The organism is Streptomyces sp. NPDC033136, assembly GCF_055578235.1.
This window is the reverse complement of record NZ_JBVIPD010000010.1, coordinates 91,909-107,030: the sequence shown is the minus strand read 5'-3', so window position 1 is coordinate 107,030 and position 15,122 is coordinate 91,909. Positions and strand designations below refer to the sequence as shown.

Below are 15,122 nucleotides of genomic sequence, written 5' to 3'. Positions count from 1 at the left end.
GATCCCGTCTGTGAACCGCGAAGTGACTCTGCCTCTGATCGTCGACGACCGCGGGACCTTGCAGGTGGCTGCGGCGGATGTCAGCAAGCTGTTGCGGACGGTGGGGGGGCGCTGGGTGCGGCTCGTCGAGGCCGGGGAGTCGGGGCTCGACGAGGACACGGTCGCCACGTTGACGATCGAGCTGGCGAAACTGGCCGACCGTATCGATGTGGCCTGTATCGCGCACAGCAGCGGGGGGGCCACCTGAGCTGCGCGCGTGCGGATATGCGGGGCTTGTCGCGCCCACGCGTCGAAGCTGCACACCAAGCACAGCCCCGCCCCCCTGAGCGGGCGGATTCCCCGGAGCGGACCAGAACATCGCTTGGTAGGTCGTCACGATGGAGGAGACGCTGGAGCCGGCGCGTGAGCGCCACGCCGACCACCCCCAACTGCCGTCGGCCCTCCGGCTGATCGAGAACACCGGTGTGCGCACGCGACCCATCGCGCAACCCAAGGTGGGAATCCACGTCCGGCAACCGGGTGGTGCGGGCGACACCGGGGACGGTGATCGTCGTACCTCCCGGGTGCCCGCGCACGTTCGCCGATCCGACGGACGAGCCCGCGAAGATGCTCTTCCGAGCCCGCCGCCGGATCACGAGGCGATCGGGGAACTCCGCGCGCGGTACGACATCGAGCGGCTGACGCCACTCAGGCACCGTCAGCGGATGGGCACACCGGCGAGGGTGCGGGCGATGACCAGGCGCTGGATCTCGCTCGTGCCCTCGAAGATGGTGTAGATGGCCGCGTCGCGGTGCATCCGCTCGACCGGGTACTCCCGGGTGTAGCCGTTGCCGCCGAGGATCTGGACGGCCTGGGCCGTGACCTGCTTGGCCGTCTCGCTGGCGAACAGCTTGGACATCGAGCCCTCGGCCGCCGTGAACGGCTTGCCGTTGACCGCCATCCAGGAGGCGCGCCAGACCAGGAGCCGGGCCGCGTCGATGGACGTGCGCATGTCGGCGAGCTGGAACGCCACGCCCTGGTTGTCGATGATCGGCCGCCCGAACTGCTCCCGGGTCCTGGCGTAGTCGAGGGCGACCTCGTACGCGGCCCGGGCGGTGCCCACCGCCATGGCGCCGACGGCCGGGCGTGAGGCCTCGAACGTGGCCATCGCCGCGTTCTTCACGCGCTCCCCGCCCTGCTTGGCCTTCTCCCGTGCGCGGGCGAGCCGCTCGTCCAGCTTCTCCTTGCCGCCGAGCAGGCAGGAGCCGGGAACGCGCACGTTGTCGAGGATGACCTCGGCGGTGTGCGAGGCGCGGATGCCGTGCTTCTTGAACTTCTGGCCCTGGGACAGGCCCTCGGTGCCCGACGGGATGATGAAGGAGGCGTGGCCCTTGGAGCCGAGGTCGGCGTCGACGACCGCGACCACCACGTGGACGTTGGCGATACCGCCGTTGGTCGCCCAGGTCTTGGTGCCGTTGATGATCCACTCGTCCTTGGCCTCGTCGTAGACGGCGCGCGTGCGCATGGAGGCCACGTCGGAGCCGGCGTCGGGCTCGGAGGAGCAGAAGGCGGCCACCTTGACGTCGCTGGCGTCGCCGTACATCTGCGGGATCCAGGTGCCGATCTGCTCCTCGGTGCCGTTGGCGAGGACGCCGACGGCGGCCAGGCCGGTGCCGACGATGGACAGGGCGATGCCGGCGTCGCCCCAGAACAGCTCCTCCATGGCCATCGGGATGCCGAGGCCGGTGGGGTCGAAGTACTGCTGGGCGTAGAAGTCCAGGGAGTAGATGCCGACCTTGGCGGCCTCCTGAATGACCGGCCAGGGGGTCTCCTCACGCTCGTCCCATTCGGCGGCCGCGGGGCGGATCACATCGGCGGCGAAGCCGTGGAGCCAGTCGCGGACCTCCTTCTGCTCGTCGTTGAGCTCCATGGTGAACTCGGCCATGTCGGTCCCCTCCAGCGGCACACATGCATGTTACTTGCAGTAACACCAGTCTGTTACCGGTGGGTAGTCCGCGTCAACTCCTACCGACCGGTCGGCACCCTCTCGGTGTCCATGGCATGTTTCAGTGTTAGTTTGCGCAAGCGTCATCGAAACAGCACGGGTGGGGAGAGCACATGGACACCACGCAGCGGACCGATCAGCAACGGTCCGCCGACCGCCGGCGGCGTGAGCTGCTCGAGGCCGCCGACCGAGTGGTGCTGCGCGACGGCCCGCAGGCCTCGATGAACGCGATCGCGGCGGAGGCCGGCATCACCAAGCCGATCCTCTACCGGCACTTCGGAGACAAGGGTGGACTCTACGCGGCCCTCGCCAAACGGCACACCGACGCGCTGCTGGACTCGCTGCGCGCGGCGCTGGACGCGCCGGCGGACCGGCGGGAGCGGGTCGAGGCGACGCTGGACACCTACCTCGCGGCGATCGAGGCGCGGCCCCAGGTGTACCGGTTCCTGATGCACCCGGCGGAGGGGAGCCAGCCGGGGGATCAGGGCTTCGATGTCGGCAAGCACAGTGCGCCGTTGCTGCGGCGGATGGGTGAGGAACTGGCCCAGGTCATCGAGGAGCGGCTGGATCTCGGGCCGGGCGGGCAGCGGCTGGCGCGGGTGTGGGGGCATGGGATCGTCGGCATGATGCATGCCGCCGGGGACTGGTGGCTGGGAGAACGGCCGTGTTCTCGGAGCGAGTTGGTACGCAGTCTTGCCGACCTGCTGTGGGGGCGGCTGGCTGCCGCCGGGGACAGGGTCGGCGGCCCCGGGTTCTGAGGGTGGTGTTCCGTCTGCCGGCCGGTGGGGGCGGGTCGCGCACACGCGGCGGAGCCGCATGCCGAACGCAGCCCCGCACCCCCGAGGTCCCTCACCTCACTCGGTGCCAGGAAGCCCGGCTCACCTGGCGCATCAGCCTGCGGTGGCGCCAGCCGGTGAGGTGGTCCGCGTAGATGCGGCCCTGAACGTGGTCGCACTCGTGCTGGAGGCAGCGGGCGAAGAAGCCCGTGCCGTGCACGGTGACCGGGTCGCCGGTCACCGTGAAGCCCTCGACGACCGCGTGGTCGTGGCGTTCCGTGCCCGCCTCCAGGCCCGGGAGGGACAGGCAGCCCTCCGGGCCGCGGATCACCACTCCGTCCGCCTCGACCAGGCGCGGGTTGACCACGTGCCCCACGTGCCGGACGTCCTCGTCGTCGGGGCAGTCGTAGACGAAGACCCGCAGGGACTCGCCGATCTGGTTGGCGGCCAGGCCCACGCCCTGTGCGGCGTACATGGTCGCGAACAAGTCCTCGACGAGCCGGGCCAGTTCGGGGCCGAAGTCGGTGACCTCGGCGCAGGGTGCGTGCAGGAGCGGATCGCCGTGCAGAGTGAGGGGTCTCACGCGGCCGCGGGAGCCGGGGATGGAGCTGTGTCGCATGGCGGCAAGAGTAAGGTCCTGTCGGTCCGCGCCTCCCACACGAGTTCGCCACAGTCCCGCGGTTCGGGAGTGCGAAGGGATCTCGATAGGCTGAGGTCCCACCACGTGGCCGTCAGGCTTCAGAGCGCGGCGCGTACGCAAGGAGGATCGAGAACTGATGGCAGGCAACTCGGACCCGCTCTCGCCGCGGGCCAAGCTGGCCGTGACCGCGGGCAAGGCGGTCGCGGCGGCATCGCGCGCCGCAGGACGCGGCAGCGGTTCGGTGATCGGCGGCCGGGTGGCACTCAAACTCGACCCCGACCTCCTCGCCCGGCTGGCGCAGAACCTGGACGTGATCCTGGTCTCGGCGACGAACGGCAAGACCACGACCACCCGGCTCATCGCCGAGGCCCTGCGCGCGGCGGGGCCGGTCGTCTCCAACGCGCTCGGCGCCAACATGCCGGCCGGCATCACCTCGGCGCTCGCGGGCAACTCGGACGCGCGCTACGGCGTCATCGAGGTCGACGAGAAGTACCTCGCCGGTGTCGCCCGCGACACAGCCCCGAAGTGCATCGCGCTGCTCAACCTCTCCCGTGACCAGCTCGACCGTGCCGCCGAGACCCGCATGCTCGCCGAGAACTGGCGTGAGGGACTCGCCGGTTCCAAGGCCGTGGTCGTGGCCAACTGCGACGACCCGCTGGTGGTCTGGGCGGCGTCCTCCTCCCCCAACGTGATCTGGGTCGCCGCCGGGCAGATGTGGAAGGACGACGCCTGGTCCTGCCCGTCCTGCGGCGGCGTGATGCAGCGCCCGGGCGACGACTGGTTCTGCGGCGAGTGCGGCTTCCGCCGTCCGACGCCGAGCTGGGCGCTCTCCGGCGACCACGTCCTCGACCCGCACGGCTCGGCCTGGCCGATCCACCTCCAGCTGCCCGGCCGCGCCAACAAGGCCAACGCCGCCTCCTCGGCCGCCGTCGCCGCCGTCTTCGGGGTGCCGCCGCAGGTCGCGCTGGAGCGCATGTACCAGGTGCAGGCGGTAGCCGGGCGGTACGACGTCGTCCAGTTCCAGGGCCGCGACCTCCGGCTCCTGCTGGCGAAGAACCCGGCCGGCTGGCTGGAGACGTTCTCCCTGATCGACCCGCCGCCCGCGCCGGTCATCCTCTCCGTGAACGCGCGCTCCGCCGACGGCACCGACACCTCCTGGCTGTGGGACGTCGACTACACGCGTCTGACCGGCCACCCGATCTGCGTCGTCGGCGACCGGCGGCTGGACCTGGCGGTGCGCCTGGAGGTCGCCGACCAGCACTTCCAGGTCTACGAGAACCTCGACCAGGCCGTGCAGGCGTGCCCGCCGGGCCGCATCGAGGTCATCGCCAACTACACGGCGTTCCAGGACCTGCGCCGCCGCGTCGGCAACTGAGCACGAGACGTCAGGGGACTTTTGTGAGCGACAACCAACTGCGGGTCGTCTGGATCTATCCCGACCTGCTCAGCACCTACGGCGACCAGGGCAACGTCCTCGTCGTGGAGCGCCGGGCGCGGCAGCGCGGCCTGGACGTGGCCCGGCTGGACGTGCGCAGCGACCAGCCGATCCCGACCTCCGGTGACATCTACCTGATCGGCGGCGGCGAGGACCGTCCGCAGCGGCTCGCCGCCGAGCGGCTGCGCCGGGACACCGGACTGAGCCGGGCCGTGGAGAACGGCGCCATCGTGTTCTCCGTGTGCGCCGGCTACCAGATCCTCGGCCACGAGTTCATCAACGACCTCGGCCAGCGCGAGCCCGGCCTCGGGCTGCTGGACGTGGTGTCGGTGCGCGGCGACGGCGCGCGGTGCGTCGGTGACGTCCTGGGCGACATCGACCCGCGCCTCGGCCTGCCCCCGCTGACCGGCTTCGAGAACCACCAGGGTGTCACCCACCTCGGCCCCACCGCCCGCCCGCTCGCCCAGGTGCGCTTCGGCAACGGCAACGGCACGGGCGACGGCACGGAGGGCGCGTACAACGACACCGTCTTCGGCACGTACATGCACGGGCCGGTGCTCGCGCGCAACCCGCTGATCGCGGATCTGCTGCTGAAGCTGGCCCTCGACGTCAACGCGCTGCCGCCGACCGACGACCGCTGGTACGAGGCACTGCGCGACGAGCGCATCGCGGCTGCTCAGCAGCCTGCCTGAACAGCGCGTCCCAGGTGACCCGGGGCGCGCGTCAACCTGCTGGTCAACAGCCCGTATGACGGCACATCCGCACAGGTGAGCGGGGTCGTCCAGCAGGCGGACGCGTGCTTCGGTCCGGCCCCTCGAAGCCGCTAGGGTGGCGGGGATTCGAGCCGGACAACGCGGTCCGGTCCCGGCCCACGTGGAGAAGGTTTTCGGGCTATGCGCATTGGTGTCCTCACGTCCGGCGGCGACTGCCCCGGCCTGAACGCCGTCATCCGGTCCGTCGTGCACCGCGCCGTCGTCGACCACGGCGACGAGGTCATCGGCTTCCGGGACGGCTGGAAGGGCCTCCTGGAGTGCGACTACCTCAAGCTCGACCTCGACGCGGTGGGTGGCATCCTCGCCCGCGGCGGCACGATCCTCGGGTCCTCCCGGGTCCAGCCCTCCCATCTGCGGGACGGCGTGGAGCGGGCCAGGGGCCATGTCGAGGAACTCGGCCTCGACGCGATCATCCCCATCGGCGGCGAGGGCACGCTCAAGGCCGCCCGGCTGATGTCGGACAGCGGTCTGCCCGTCGTGGGTGTGCCGAAGACCATCGACAACGACATCGCGGTCACGGACGTCACCTTCGGCTTCGACACGGCCGTGGGCGTGGCGACCGAGGCCCTGGACCGGCTGAAGACCACCGCCGAGTCCCATCAGCGGGTCCTGGTGGTCGAGGTCATGGGCCGGCACACCGGCTGGATCGCGCTGCACTCGGGCATGGCGGCCGGCGCGCACGCCATCGTCGTACCCGAGCGGCCCTTCGACATAGAGGAGCTGACCAGGCGGGTCGGCGAGCGGTTCGAGGCGGGCAAGCGCTTCGCGATCGTGGTGGCCGCGGAGGGGGCCAAACCCCGGGCCGGGACCATGGAGTTCGACGAGGGCGACAAGGACATCTACGGACACGAACGGTTCGCCGGGATCGCCCGTCAGCTGTCGGTCGAGCTGGAGGGGCGGCTCGGCAAGGAGGCCAGGCCGGTGATCCTCGGGCATGTACAGCGCGGCGGGACCCCGACCGCCTACGACCGGGTGCTGGCCACGCGGTTCGGCTGGCACGCGGTGGAGGCGGTACACCGGGGTGAGTTCGGGCAGATGACCGCGCTGCGGGGCACCGACATCGTGATGGTGCCGCTGGCCGAGGCCGTGAAGACGCTGAAGACGGTGCCGGAGGACCGGTACGACGAGGCGGAATGCGTGCTCTGAGGCCATGCCCGGGTGCCGAGCGCGGGTCGTGTGCGGCTTGTCGCGCCCACGCGGCTGCCCCATCGTGAGCACAGCCCAACGCCCCTGAAGGGCGATGAACCGCCCCCGGTCGTAGCGATGACCGGGGGCGGTTCTACTCTTGTGCGCGGACAGAATGCTGCACACCCCCACGAAACAGGAGCCGGCGGAATGGATCACAGCGGGCACGGCATGACGATGGATCTGCCGCCGTTCACGCTGGGGCGAGGGCTGGAGTGGTCGGCGGACCCGTTCTTCCTCATCGCCTGCCTGGCCGGGCTCGCACTGTACGGGTGGGGTGTCGTACGGCTCGTGCGGCGCGGGGACAAGTGGCCCGTGGGCCGGACCGTCGCCTACGCCCTGGGCGTGCTGAGCATCATGCTCATGATGTGCACGCGGCTGAACGACTACGGCATGGTCATGTTCAGCGTGCACATGGTGCAGCACATGGTCATCAGCATGGTCTCGCCCATCCTGATCCTGCTCGGGGCCCCCATTACCCTGGCCCTGCGAGCGCTGCCCCCCGCGGGGCGGGGGCGCAAGGGGCCGCGTGAGCTGCTGCTGATGTTCCTGCACAGCCGGTACATGCGGATCGTCACGCACCCGGCGTTCACGATCCCGCTGTTCATCGCCAGCCTCTACGGGCTGTACTTCACGCCGATCTTCGACACGCTGATGGGCTCCGGAGCGGGGCACATCGCGATGATGGTGCACTTCCTCGCCGTGGGCCTGGTGTTCTTCTGGCCGATCATGGGCGTGGACCCGGGCCCGCACCGGCCGGGCTATCTGATGCGGATGCTGGAGCTGTTCGCGGGCATGCCGTTCCACGCGTTCTTCGGGATCGCGCTGATGATGGCCACCCAGCCCATGGTCGAGACGTTCGAGAACCCGCCCGCCTCGCTCGGCATCGAGGCGCTCTCCGACCAGAACGCGGCGGGCGGCATCGCCTGGGCGTTCAGCGAGATCCCCTCCGTGCTGGTGCTGGTCGCACTGCTGTTCCAGTGGTACGCCTCGGAGCAGCGGCAGGCCAGGCGCACGGACCGGGCCGCCGAACGGGACGGGGACAAGGAACTCGAGGCGTACAACGCCTATCTGGCCTCGCTGAACGCGCAGGGACGCTGAAGACGGCTCGCGAAAGGCCCATGCGCGCCGGGCATCCGGCAGGCACCATGGAGGGACCGGACCACGAGGAGGGTGTTGCGATGCCCGGTTCCACTAACGGTTCCAACGGCACGAAAACCATGGGAGCGCTCACTGTCGGCGGACTCGTCGCCGTGACGGCCTACACGGTGGCCCTCGGGAGCAATGGCTGGCTGTGGTTCGGCTGGGTCGTCCTGGGCCTGATCACCCTGGGGATGGTGGTCACCACGCGCAGCACCTGAGGGCTCACTCCCGGGTCAGCCGGCCCGCCGAGTGCACGCCCGGCTGGTACTTCGGGAGCCGGACGGTGATCTTCATGCCCGCGCCCGTGGCCGTCTCGATGACGAGGCCGTGGCCGTCGCCGTAGACCTGGCGGAGCCGGTCGTCGACGTTGGAGAGGCCGATGCCGCCCGAGGGGCTGACCTCGCGGGCGAGGATGCGGCGCAGCAGGTCGGGGTCCATGCCGGCGCCGTCGTCCTCGATGACGACGAGCGCCTCGGCGCCCGCGTCCTGGGCGGTGATCTGGATGTGGCACTTGCCCGAGGACACCGCCTTGCCCTCCAGGCCGTGCTTGACGGCGTTCTCGACGAGGGGCTGGAGGCACAGGAAGGGCAGGGTGACGGGCAGCACCTCCGGCGCTATCTGGAGGGTCACGGAGAGGCGGTCGCCGAAGCGTGCCCGCACCAGCGCGAGGTAGTGGTCGATGGCGTGCAGCTCGTCGGCGAGAGTGGTGAAGTCGCCGTGCCGGCGGAACGAGTAGCGGGTGAAGTCGGCGAACTCGAGGAGCAGCTCGCGGGCCCGCTCGGGGTCGGTGCGGACGAACGAGGCGATCACCGCGAGCGAGTTGAAGATGAAGTGCGGGGAGATCTGGGCCCGCAGCGCCTTGATCTCGGCCTCGATCAGGCGGGTGCGGGACTGGTCGAGGTCCGCCAGTTCCAGCTGGACCGAGACCCAGCGGGCGACCTCGCCGGCGGCCCGGACGAGGACGGCGGACTCGCGGGGGGCGCAGGCGACGAGGGCGCCGTGCACGCGGTCGTCGACGGTGAGCGGGGCGACGACCGCCCAGCGCACCGAGCAGTCGAGGCTGCCGCAGGTCAGCTGGAAGGCCTCGCCGCGGCCGGTCTCCAGGGGGCCCGCGAGGCGTTCCATGATCTCGGTGCGGTGGTGTGCGCCGTCGCCGTCCCAGACCAGGACCTGTTCGCGGTCGGTGAGGCAGAGGGCGTCCGTGCCGAGCAGGGAGCGCAGTTTGCGGGCGGACTTGCGGGCGGTCTCCTCGGTCAGCCCGGCCCGGAGCGGAGGTGCGGCGAGGGACGCGGTGTGCAGGGTCTCGAAGGTGGCGTGCTCGACGGGCGTACCCAGGCCGCCGAGGCTCTGGGGACGAGCCGTGCGCCGGCCGAGCCAGACACCCAGCGCCAGCACCGGGAGCACGGCGACGCACAGGCCGGCCAGGAACCCGCTCATGCCGTCACCTCCGTGCGCAGTTCCTCGGGCAGGTGGAACCGGGCCAGGACGGCGGCCGTGCCCGGCGGTACCCGGCCAGGGGTGGCCAGGGAGACCAGGATCATGGTGAGGAAGCCCAGCGGCACCGACCACAGGGCGGGCCACGCGAGCAGGGCGTGCAGGGTGCCCCGTCCCGGGTAGCCCGCCATGGTCGCGGCGACGGCGAGCAGGGCCGAGCCGCCGCCGACCAGCATCCCGGCGGCCGCGCCGGGCGGGGTCAGCCGCCGCCACCAGATGCCGAGGACGAGCAGCGGGCAGAACGAGGACGCCGACACGGCGAAGGCGAGCCCGACGGCGTCGGCCACCGGGAGCCCGCCGACCATGACGCTCGCCGCGAGGGGCACGGCCATCGCGAGGACGGTCCCGAGCCGGAAGTGCCGGACGCCGCGCGCGGGCAGGACGTCCTGGGTGAGCACGCCCGCGACGGCCATGGTGAGTCCCGAGGCCGTGGACAGGAACGCGGCGAAGGCGCCGCCCGCCACCAGCGCGCCCAGCAGATCGCCGCCCACTCCCCCGATGATGCGGTCGGGCAGCAGGAGGACGGCGGCGTCCGGATCGCCGGTGAGGGTGAGCTCGGGGGCGTAGAGGCGGCCGAGGGCGCCGTAGACGGGGGGCAGGAGGTAGAAGGCGCCGATCAGGCAGAGGACCGCGACGGTGGTGCGGCGGGCGGCGACACCGTGCGGGCTGGTGTAGAAGCGGACCACGACGTGCGGCAGGCCCATGGTGCCGAGGAACGTGGCCAGGATCAGCCCGTACGTGGCGTACAACGGGCGTTCCTCGCGGCTCTCGGCCTGGGAGGGCGACAGGTCGCCGCCGCCGCTGCGCTCGGCCTTGGGGACGGGGGCGCCCCGGGCGAAGGTGAGGCGGGTGCCGCGCTCGATGTGGTGGGTGCCGGCCGGGAGTTCCAGGCGGGCACCGGTGTGCGTGCGGCCGTCGACGGTACCGGTGACCGTGACGGTCAGGGGGCGCTCCAGCCTCAGGTCGATGCTGTCGTCGACGTGGACGGCGCGCTGCTCGCGGAAGGTGGCCGGTTCGTCGAAGGCGTGGCGGGGGGCGCCGTCGCTCTGCCAGGCGAGGACCAGGAAGAGAGCGGGGACGAGCAGCGCGGTGAGCTTGAGCCAGTACTGGAACGCCTGGACGAAGGTGATGCTGCGCATGCCGCCGGCGGCGACGATGGCGGTCACGACGACGGCGACGATCACGCCGCCGAGCCAGTCGGGAGCCCCGGTCAGCACTGTCAGCGTCAGTCCGGCGCCCTGGAGCTGCGGCAGCAGGTAGAGCCAGCCGACGCCGACGACGAAGGCTCCGGCCAGCCGCCGTACGGCCGGGGAGGCGAGGCGGGCCTCGGCGAAGTCGGGGAGCGTGTAGGCGCCGGAGCGGCGCAGCGGGGCCGCGACGAAGAGGAGCAGGACCAGGTAGCCGGCGGTGTAGCCGACCGGGTACCAGAGCATGTCGGGGCCCTGGACCAGGACGAGGCCCGCTATGCCCAGGAAGGAGGCGGCGGAGAGGTACTCTCCGCTGATGGCGGCGGCGTTGAGGCGTGGTCCGACGGTGCGGGAGGCGACGTAGAAGTCGGAGGTCGTGCGGGAGATGCGCAGGCCGAAGGCGCCGACCAGGACCGTCGCGACGACGACCAGGGCGACGGCGGGGACGGCGTAGCCGGAGTTCATGGGCGTGGGATTCAGCGGTCTTCGACGAGGCGTACGAAGTCGCGCTCGTTGCGTTCGGCGCGGCGGACGTACCAGCGGGCGAGCAGGACGAGCGGGACGTAGAGGCCGAAGCCGAGGACGGCCCACTCCAGGCGGCGGGCGTCGGGCAGCGCGGCGAAGAGCAGCGGCAGCGGGCCGACGAGCAGGCCGAGGACGGCGAACACGGTGAGGGCGGCGCGCAGCTGGGTGCGCATCAGGGAGCGGACGTAGGTGTGGCCGAGGGTGGTCTGCTCGTCGATCTCGGTGCGCGGGCGGTAGTAGCCGGAGGCGTGGGGGTACCGGCCGCGCGAGCGAAGCCGGGCGTGGGGGAGGCTCTGGCGGGGCGGGCCGGTGACGACGACGCGGCGCTCGGTGTGGTCCTGGGGCACGGTCACGGCCTCCTCATGAGCAGGTCGCGCAGTTCGCGCGTGTGGCGCCGGCTGACCTGGAGCTCCTCGGAGCCGACGCTGACGCTGACGGTGCCGGCGTCGAGGCGGAGTTCTCCGATGTGGCGCAGGGCGACGAGGTGACGGCGGTGGATGCGCACGAAGCCCCGGGCGCGCCAGCGCTCCTCCAGGGTGGACAGCGGGATGCGGACCAGATGGCTGCCCTTGTCGGTGTGCAGCCGGGCGTAGTCGCCCTGGGCCTCCACGTGCGTGATGTCGTCGACGGCGACGAAGCGGGTCACTCCGCCGAGCTCGACCGGTATGTGGTCCGGGTCGGGCTCGTGCACGGGTATGTGCGGGGCGGCGCCGCGCAGCTCGACGGCCCGGCGGACGGCCTCGGCGAGCCGTTCCTTGCGGACCGGCTTGAGGACGTAGTCGACGGCCTTGAGGTCGAAGGCCTGCACGGCGAAGTCCTCGTGCGCGGTGACGAACACGACGAGCGGGGGCCGGGCGAACCCGGTGAGCAGCCGGGCCAGGTCCAGGCCGTCGAGGCCGGACATCTGGATGTCGAGGAAGACGACGTCGATGGCCTCGGGCCCGCCCGGGCCCGACTCCAGGGCCCGGTTGATGCGGCGCAGCGCCTCGGTCGCGTCGCCGGCGCCCTCCGCGCTGCCGACGCGGGGGTCGGCCTGCAGCAGGTAGAGCAGCTCCTCGAGCGAGGGGCGTTCGTCGTCGACAGCCAGGGCACGCAGCATGAAGGTGGAGTGTAGGGGCGATCCGTGCGTCTGGTACATGTGCCGGGTGTGGACGTCGTCACTGGACGCGGTGCCCGCGCCGGGCCGGGAGCGGTCAGGGGTGTCGGTGGATACAGTGCCCGCATGAACAGCAGGTCCACGCCGTTCGACGAGCTCGACCGGAAGATCATCGCTGCGTTGATGGCGAACGCCAGGACGTCGTTCGCCGAGATCGGCACGGCGATCGGGCTGTCGGCCACGGCGGTCAAGCGCCGGGTCGACCGGCTGCGTGAGACAGGTGTGATCACCGGTTTCTCGGCCACGGTGAAGCCGTCGGCGCTGGGCTGGCGCACGGAAGCCTACGTCGAGGTGTACTGCGAGGGCGCCGCCCCGCCGCGGCGGCTGGCCGAGGTCGTGCGGGACTACCCGGAGATCGCCGCGGCGATGACCGTGACCGGCGGCGCGGACGCGCTGCTGCACGTGCGGGCGCGGGACGTGGAGCACTTCGAGGAGGTGCTGGAGCGGATCCGGCAGGAGCCGTTCATCCGGAAGACGATCAGCGTGATGGTGCTGTCCCACCTGCTCCCGGAGAGCCCGGAGGCGGGTGCCAGCCAGCCGGCGCCGGAGGCGGTCCCGGGCCGCGCAGCAGACGTGCGCCGACCGGCCTGAAGGCGCAGCGTTCCTGCGCGAACGCGCAACCTTTGTTCCTTGTCGGCCACCCCGCCGGTTCCTACCGTTGTGTCAACCACCTGTCACACACCGTGAGGAAGCGGAGGGACCCCTCTGTGCCCGACTCCCGTGTGCCGCGCCGGCGGCGCTACCTAGTCTGCGAACCCAGACACTTCGCCGTGCAGTACGCGATCAACCCGTGGATGCACCCCGACGAACCCGTCGACGTCATCCGCGCCCTGGACCAGTGGCAGGCGCTGGTCGACACCTACCGTGCCCACGGCCATACCGTGGACGGTGTGAAACCCGTTCCCGGCCTGCCCGACATGGTCTTCGCCGCGAACGCGGCCGTCGTCGTCGACGGCCGCGTCTTCGGCTCCCTCTTCCACGCGCCCGAGCGCCGTGCCGAATCCGTGCCGTACGAGGCGTGGTTCAAGACGGAGGGCTACGAGGTGTACCACCCCGAGTCGGTGTGCGAGGGCGAGGGCGACCTGGTGCCGGCCGGCCGCTGGATCCTGGCCGGGACGGGCTTCCGTACGACCCGGGAGGCTCACAGCGAGGTGCAGGAGTACTTCGGCGTGCCGGTGGTCGGTCTGACACTGGTGGATCCGCACTTCTACCACCTGGACACGGCGCTGTTCGTCCTCGACGAGGAGAACATCGCCTACTACCCCGAGGCGTTCTCGCCGGGCAGCCGCGAGGTGCTGGCCCGGATGTACCCGGACGCGGTGCTCGCCACCCGCGAGGACGCGATGGCGTTCGGGCTCAACTCCGTCTCCGACGGGCGCCACGTGTTCATCTCACCCGGGGCGACGAGCCTGGCCGGTCAGCTGGCCGAGCGCGGCTACGTCCCCGTCCCCGTCGACCTGTCCGAGTTCCACAAGGCCGGTGGCGGCATCAAGTGCTGCACCCAGGAGATCCGGGAGAACCGCTCATGACCGCACCTGTCCGCACCCAGGACTCGCCGGGGACCCGCGGCTCGGAGGAACTCATCCGCGCGGAGGAGCCGGTCCTCGTGCACAACTACCATCCGCTGCCCGTGGTCGTCGCCCGTGCCGAGGGCACCTGGTTGGAGGACGTGGAGGGGCGGCGCTACCTCGACATGCTGGCCGGCTACTCGGCCCTGAACTTCGGCCATCGCCATCCGGCGCTGATCGAGGCCGCCCACCGCCAGCTCGACCGCCTGACCCTGACCTCGCGTGCCTTCCACAACGACCGGCTCGCCGGGTTCGCCGAGCGGCTGGCCGCGCTGACCGGCATGGACATGGTGCTGCCCATGAACACCGGCGCGGAGGCGGTGGAGAGCGGCGTGAAGGTGGCCCGCAAGTGGGCCTACGACGTCAAGGGCGTCCCGGCGGACCGGGCGACGATCGTGGTCGCGGCGGACAACTTCCACGGCCGTACGACGACGATCGTCAGCTTCTCCACGGACGAGACCGCCCGGGCGGGGTTCGGGCCCTTCACCCCGGGCTTCCGGATCGTGCCGTACAACGACCTGGCCGCGCTGGAGGCCGCCGTCGACGAGACGACGGCGGCGGTGCTGATCGAGCCGATCCAGGGCGAGGCGGGGGTGATCATCCCGGACGACGGCTATCTGACCGGTGTGCGCGAGCTGACCCGGCGCACGGGCTGCCTGTTCATCGCGGACGAGATCCAGTCCGGGCTCGGCCGGACGGGCAGCACGCTGGCGGTCGAGCACGAGTCGGTGGTGCCGGACGTACTGCTGCTGGGCAAGGCGCTGGGCGGCGGCATCGTGCCGGTGTCGGCGGTGGTCGGGCGCAGGGAGGTCCTCGGGGTGCTGCACCCGGGCGAGCACGGGTCCACCTTCGGCGGCAACCCGCTGGCGGCGGCGGTCGGCACGGCGGTGGTCGAACTGCTGGAGACGGGCGAGTTCCAGCGCCGGGCCGCCGAGCTGGGCGTGGTCCTGCGCGACGGTCTGACCGGGCTGGTCGGCAAGGGCGTGGTCGGCTTCCGGTCGCGCGGTCTGTGGGCGGGCGTCGACGTCGACCCCGCGCTCGGCACCGGCCGCGAGATCAGCGAGCGCCTCATGCGGGAGGGGGTCCTGGCGAAGGACACCCACGGCTCGACGATCCGCCTGGCACCGCCGCTGACCATCACGGGCGAGGAGCTGCGGGGGGCGCTGGGGGCGCTGGAGAAAGCGCTGGGGTGACACATCGGGGCGGGGCGTGTCCCGATGAACCCGGGCCCATCGGGACACGCCCCGGCCCGTCAA

Annotated in this window: 16 protein-coding genes and 2 pseudogenes; 12 read left to right on the top strand and 6 right to left on the bottom strand. The window is 71.5% G+C overall.

Annotated features, from left to right (window positions below; genetic code table 11):
- Positions 1-10 precede the first annotated feature (10 nt).
- The 3 genes and pseudogenes from ACZ5TL_RS20360 to ACZ5TL_RS20350 form a co-directional block, all read left to right on the top strand.
- Positions 11-247, top strand: a complete 237-nt coding sequence (locus tag ACZ5TL_RS20360; protein ID WP_468591389.1) for a DUF6213 family protein — start codon at positions 11-13, stop codon at positions 245-247.
- Between the two features lie 130 nt (positions 248-377).
- Positions 378-491, top strand: a pseudogene (locus ACZ5TL_RS20355) (type III polyketide synthase); the annotation flags it as partial.
- Positions 472-698 (top strand): annotated as a pseudogene (locus ACZ5TL_RS20350) (cupin domain-containing protein); the annotation flags it as partial. The pseudogenes ACZ5TL_RS20355 and ACZ5TL_RS20350, both read left to right, overlap by 20 nt.
- On the opposite strand, the gene ACZ5TL_RS20345 reads toward ACZ5TL_RS20350, so the two are convergent.
- On the bottom strand, positions 698-1,924 hold the full coding sequence (locus ACZ5TL_RS20345; protein WP_468591572.1) for an acyl-CoA dehydrogenase family protein: 1,227 nt from the start codon (positions 1,922-1,924) through the stop codon (positions 698-700). The pseudogene ACZ5TL_RS20350 and the gene ACZ5TL_RS20345 overlap by 1 nt on opposite strands.
- Before the next feature lie 173 nt (positions 1,925-2,097).
- Between ACZ5TL_RS20345 and ACZ5TL_RS20340 the strand changes: the two genes are divergently transcribed.
- Positions 2,098-2,742, top strand: a complete 645-nt coding sequence (locus ACZ5TL_RS20340; RefSeq protein ID WP_468591388.1) for a TetR/AcrR family transcriptional regulator — start codon at positions 2,098-2,100, stop codon at positions 2,740-2,742.
- A 91-nt stretch (positions 2,743-2,833) separates the two neighbouring features.
- Here the strand turns inward: ACZ5TL_RS20340 and def are convergent, their stop codons facing one another.
- Positions 2,834-3,379 (bottom strand): peptide deformylase, encoded by a 546-nt coding sequence (gene def, locus ACZ5TL_RS20335; RefSeq protein ID WP_468591387.1) that lies wholly within the window; start codon positions 3,377-3,379, stop codon positions 2,834-2,836.
- 157 nt (positions 3,380-3,536) lie between these two features.
- Here def and ACZ5TL_RS20330 point away from each other — a divergent pair, with 157 nt between their 5' ends.
- The 5 genes from ACZ5TL_RS20330 to ACZ5TL_RS20310 all read left to right on the top strand — a co-directional run bounded on the left by ACZ5TL_RS20330 (position 3,537) and on the right by ACZ5TL_RS20310 (position 8,154).
- Positions 3,537-4,775, top strand: coding sequence for a DUF1727 domain-containing protein (locus ACZ5TL_RS20330; protein ID WP_468591386.1), 1,239 nt, complete (start codon positions 3,537-3,539; stop codon positions 4,773-4,775).
- 23 nt (positions 4,776-4,798) lie between these two features.
- Positions 4,799-5,527, top strand: a complete 729-nt coding sequence (locus tag ACZ5TL_RS20325; protein WP_468591384.1) for a type 1 glutamine amidotransferase — start codon at positions 4,799-4,801, stop codon at positions 5,525-5,527.
- 201 nt (positions 5,528-5,728) lie between these two features.
- Positions 5,729-6,754: a 6-phosphofructokinase gene (locus ACZ5TL_RS20320; RefSeq protein WP_468591383.1), complete on the top strand. Its 1,026-nt coding sequence runs from the start codon at positions 5,729-5,731 to the stop codon at positions 6,752-6,754.
- Positions 6,755-6,943: 189 nt separating this feature from the next.
- Positions 6,944-7,894, top strand: coding sequence for a cytochrome c oxidase assembly protein (locus tag ACZ5TL_RS20315; RefSeq protein WP_468591382.1), 951 nt, complete (start codon positions 6,944-6,946; stop codon positions 7,892-7,894).
- Positions 7,895-7,974: 80 nt separating this feature from the next.
- Entirely contained in the window at positions 7,975-8,154 is a 180-nt protein-coding gene (locus ACZ5TL_RS20310) for a hypothetical protein (RefSeq protein WP_468591381.1), read from the top strand.
- Between the two features lie 4 nt (positions 8,155-8,158).
- Here the strand turns inward: ACZ5TL_RS20310 and ACZ5TL_RS20305 are convergent, their stop codons facing one another.
- From ACZ5TL_RS20305 to ACZ5TL_RS20290, 4 genes are read right to left on the bottom strand one after another with little or no spacing between them, the layout of a single operon-like run.
- Positions 8,159-9,373 carry a sensor histidine kinase gene (locus tag ACZ5TL_RS20305; protein WP_468591380.1) on the bottom strand — a complete coding sequence of 405 codons (1,215 nt, stop codon included), beginning with the start codon at positions 9,371-9,373 and terminating at the stop codon, positions 8,159-8,161.
- The gene (locus tag ACZ5TL_RS20300) at positions 9,370-11,082 is read right to left on the bottom strand and encodes a sodium/solute symporter (protein ID WP_468591378.1); all 1,713 of its coding nucleotides are present in this window, start codon (positions 11,080-11,082) and stop codon (positions 9,370-9,372) included. The genes ACZ5TL_RS20305 and ACZ5TL_RS20300 overlap by 4 nt, the downstream gene beginning before the upstream one ends.
- A gap of 11 nt (positions 11,083-11,093) precedes the next feature.
- Positions 11,094-11,489, bottom strand: a complete 396-nt coding sequence (locus tag ACZ5TL_RS20295; protein WP_468591571.1) for a hypothetical protein — start codon at positions 11,487-11,489, stop codon at positions 11,094-11,096.
- 2 nt (positions 11,490-11,491) lie between these two features.
- Positions 11,492-12,241, bottom strand: a complete 750-nt coding sequence (locus ACZ5TL_RS20290) for a LytR/AlgR family response regulator transcription factor (protein WP_468591376.1) — start codon at positions 12,239-12,241, stop codon at positions 11,492-11,494.
- A 123-nt stretch (positions 12,242-12,364) separates the two neighbouring features.
- Between ACZ5TL_RS20290 and ACZ5TL_RS20285 the strand changes: the two genes are divergently transcribed.
- The 3 genes from ACZ5TL_RS20285 (at position 12,365) to rocD (ending at position 15,059) form a co-directional block, all read left to right on the top strand.
- Positions 12,365-12,889: an Lrp/AsnC family transcriptional regulator gene (locus tag ACZ5TL_RS20285; RefSeq protein WP_468591374.1), complete on the top strand. Its 525-nt coding sequence runs from the start codon at positions 12,365-12,367 to the stop codon at positions 12,887-12,889.
- Between the two features lie 116 nt (positions 12,890-13,005).
- Entirely contained in the window at positions 13,006-13,827 is an 822-nt protein-coding gene (gene ddaH / locus ACZ5TL_RS20280) for a dimethylargininase (RefSeq protein ID WP_468591373.1), read from the top strand.
- Positions 13,824-15,059: an ornithine--oxo-acid transaminase gene (rocD, locus tag ACZ5TL_RS20275; RefSeq protein WP_468591371.1), complete on the top strand. Its 1,236-nt coding sequence runs from the start codon at positions 13,824-13,826 to the stop codon at positions 15,057-15,059. Before ddaH ends, rocD begins: the two co-directional genes overlap by 4 nt.
- Positions 15,060-15,122: the final 63 nt, after the last annotated feature.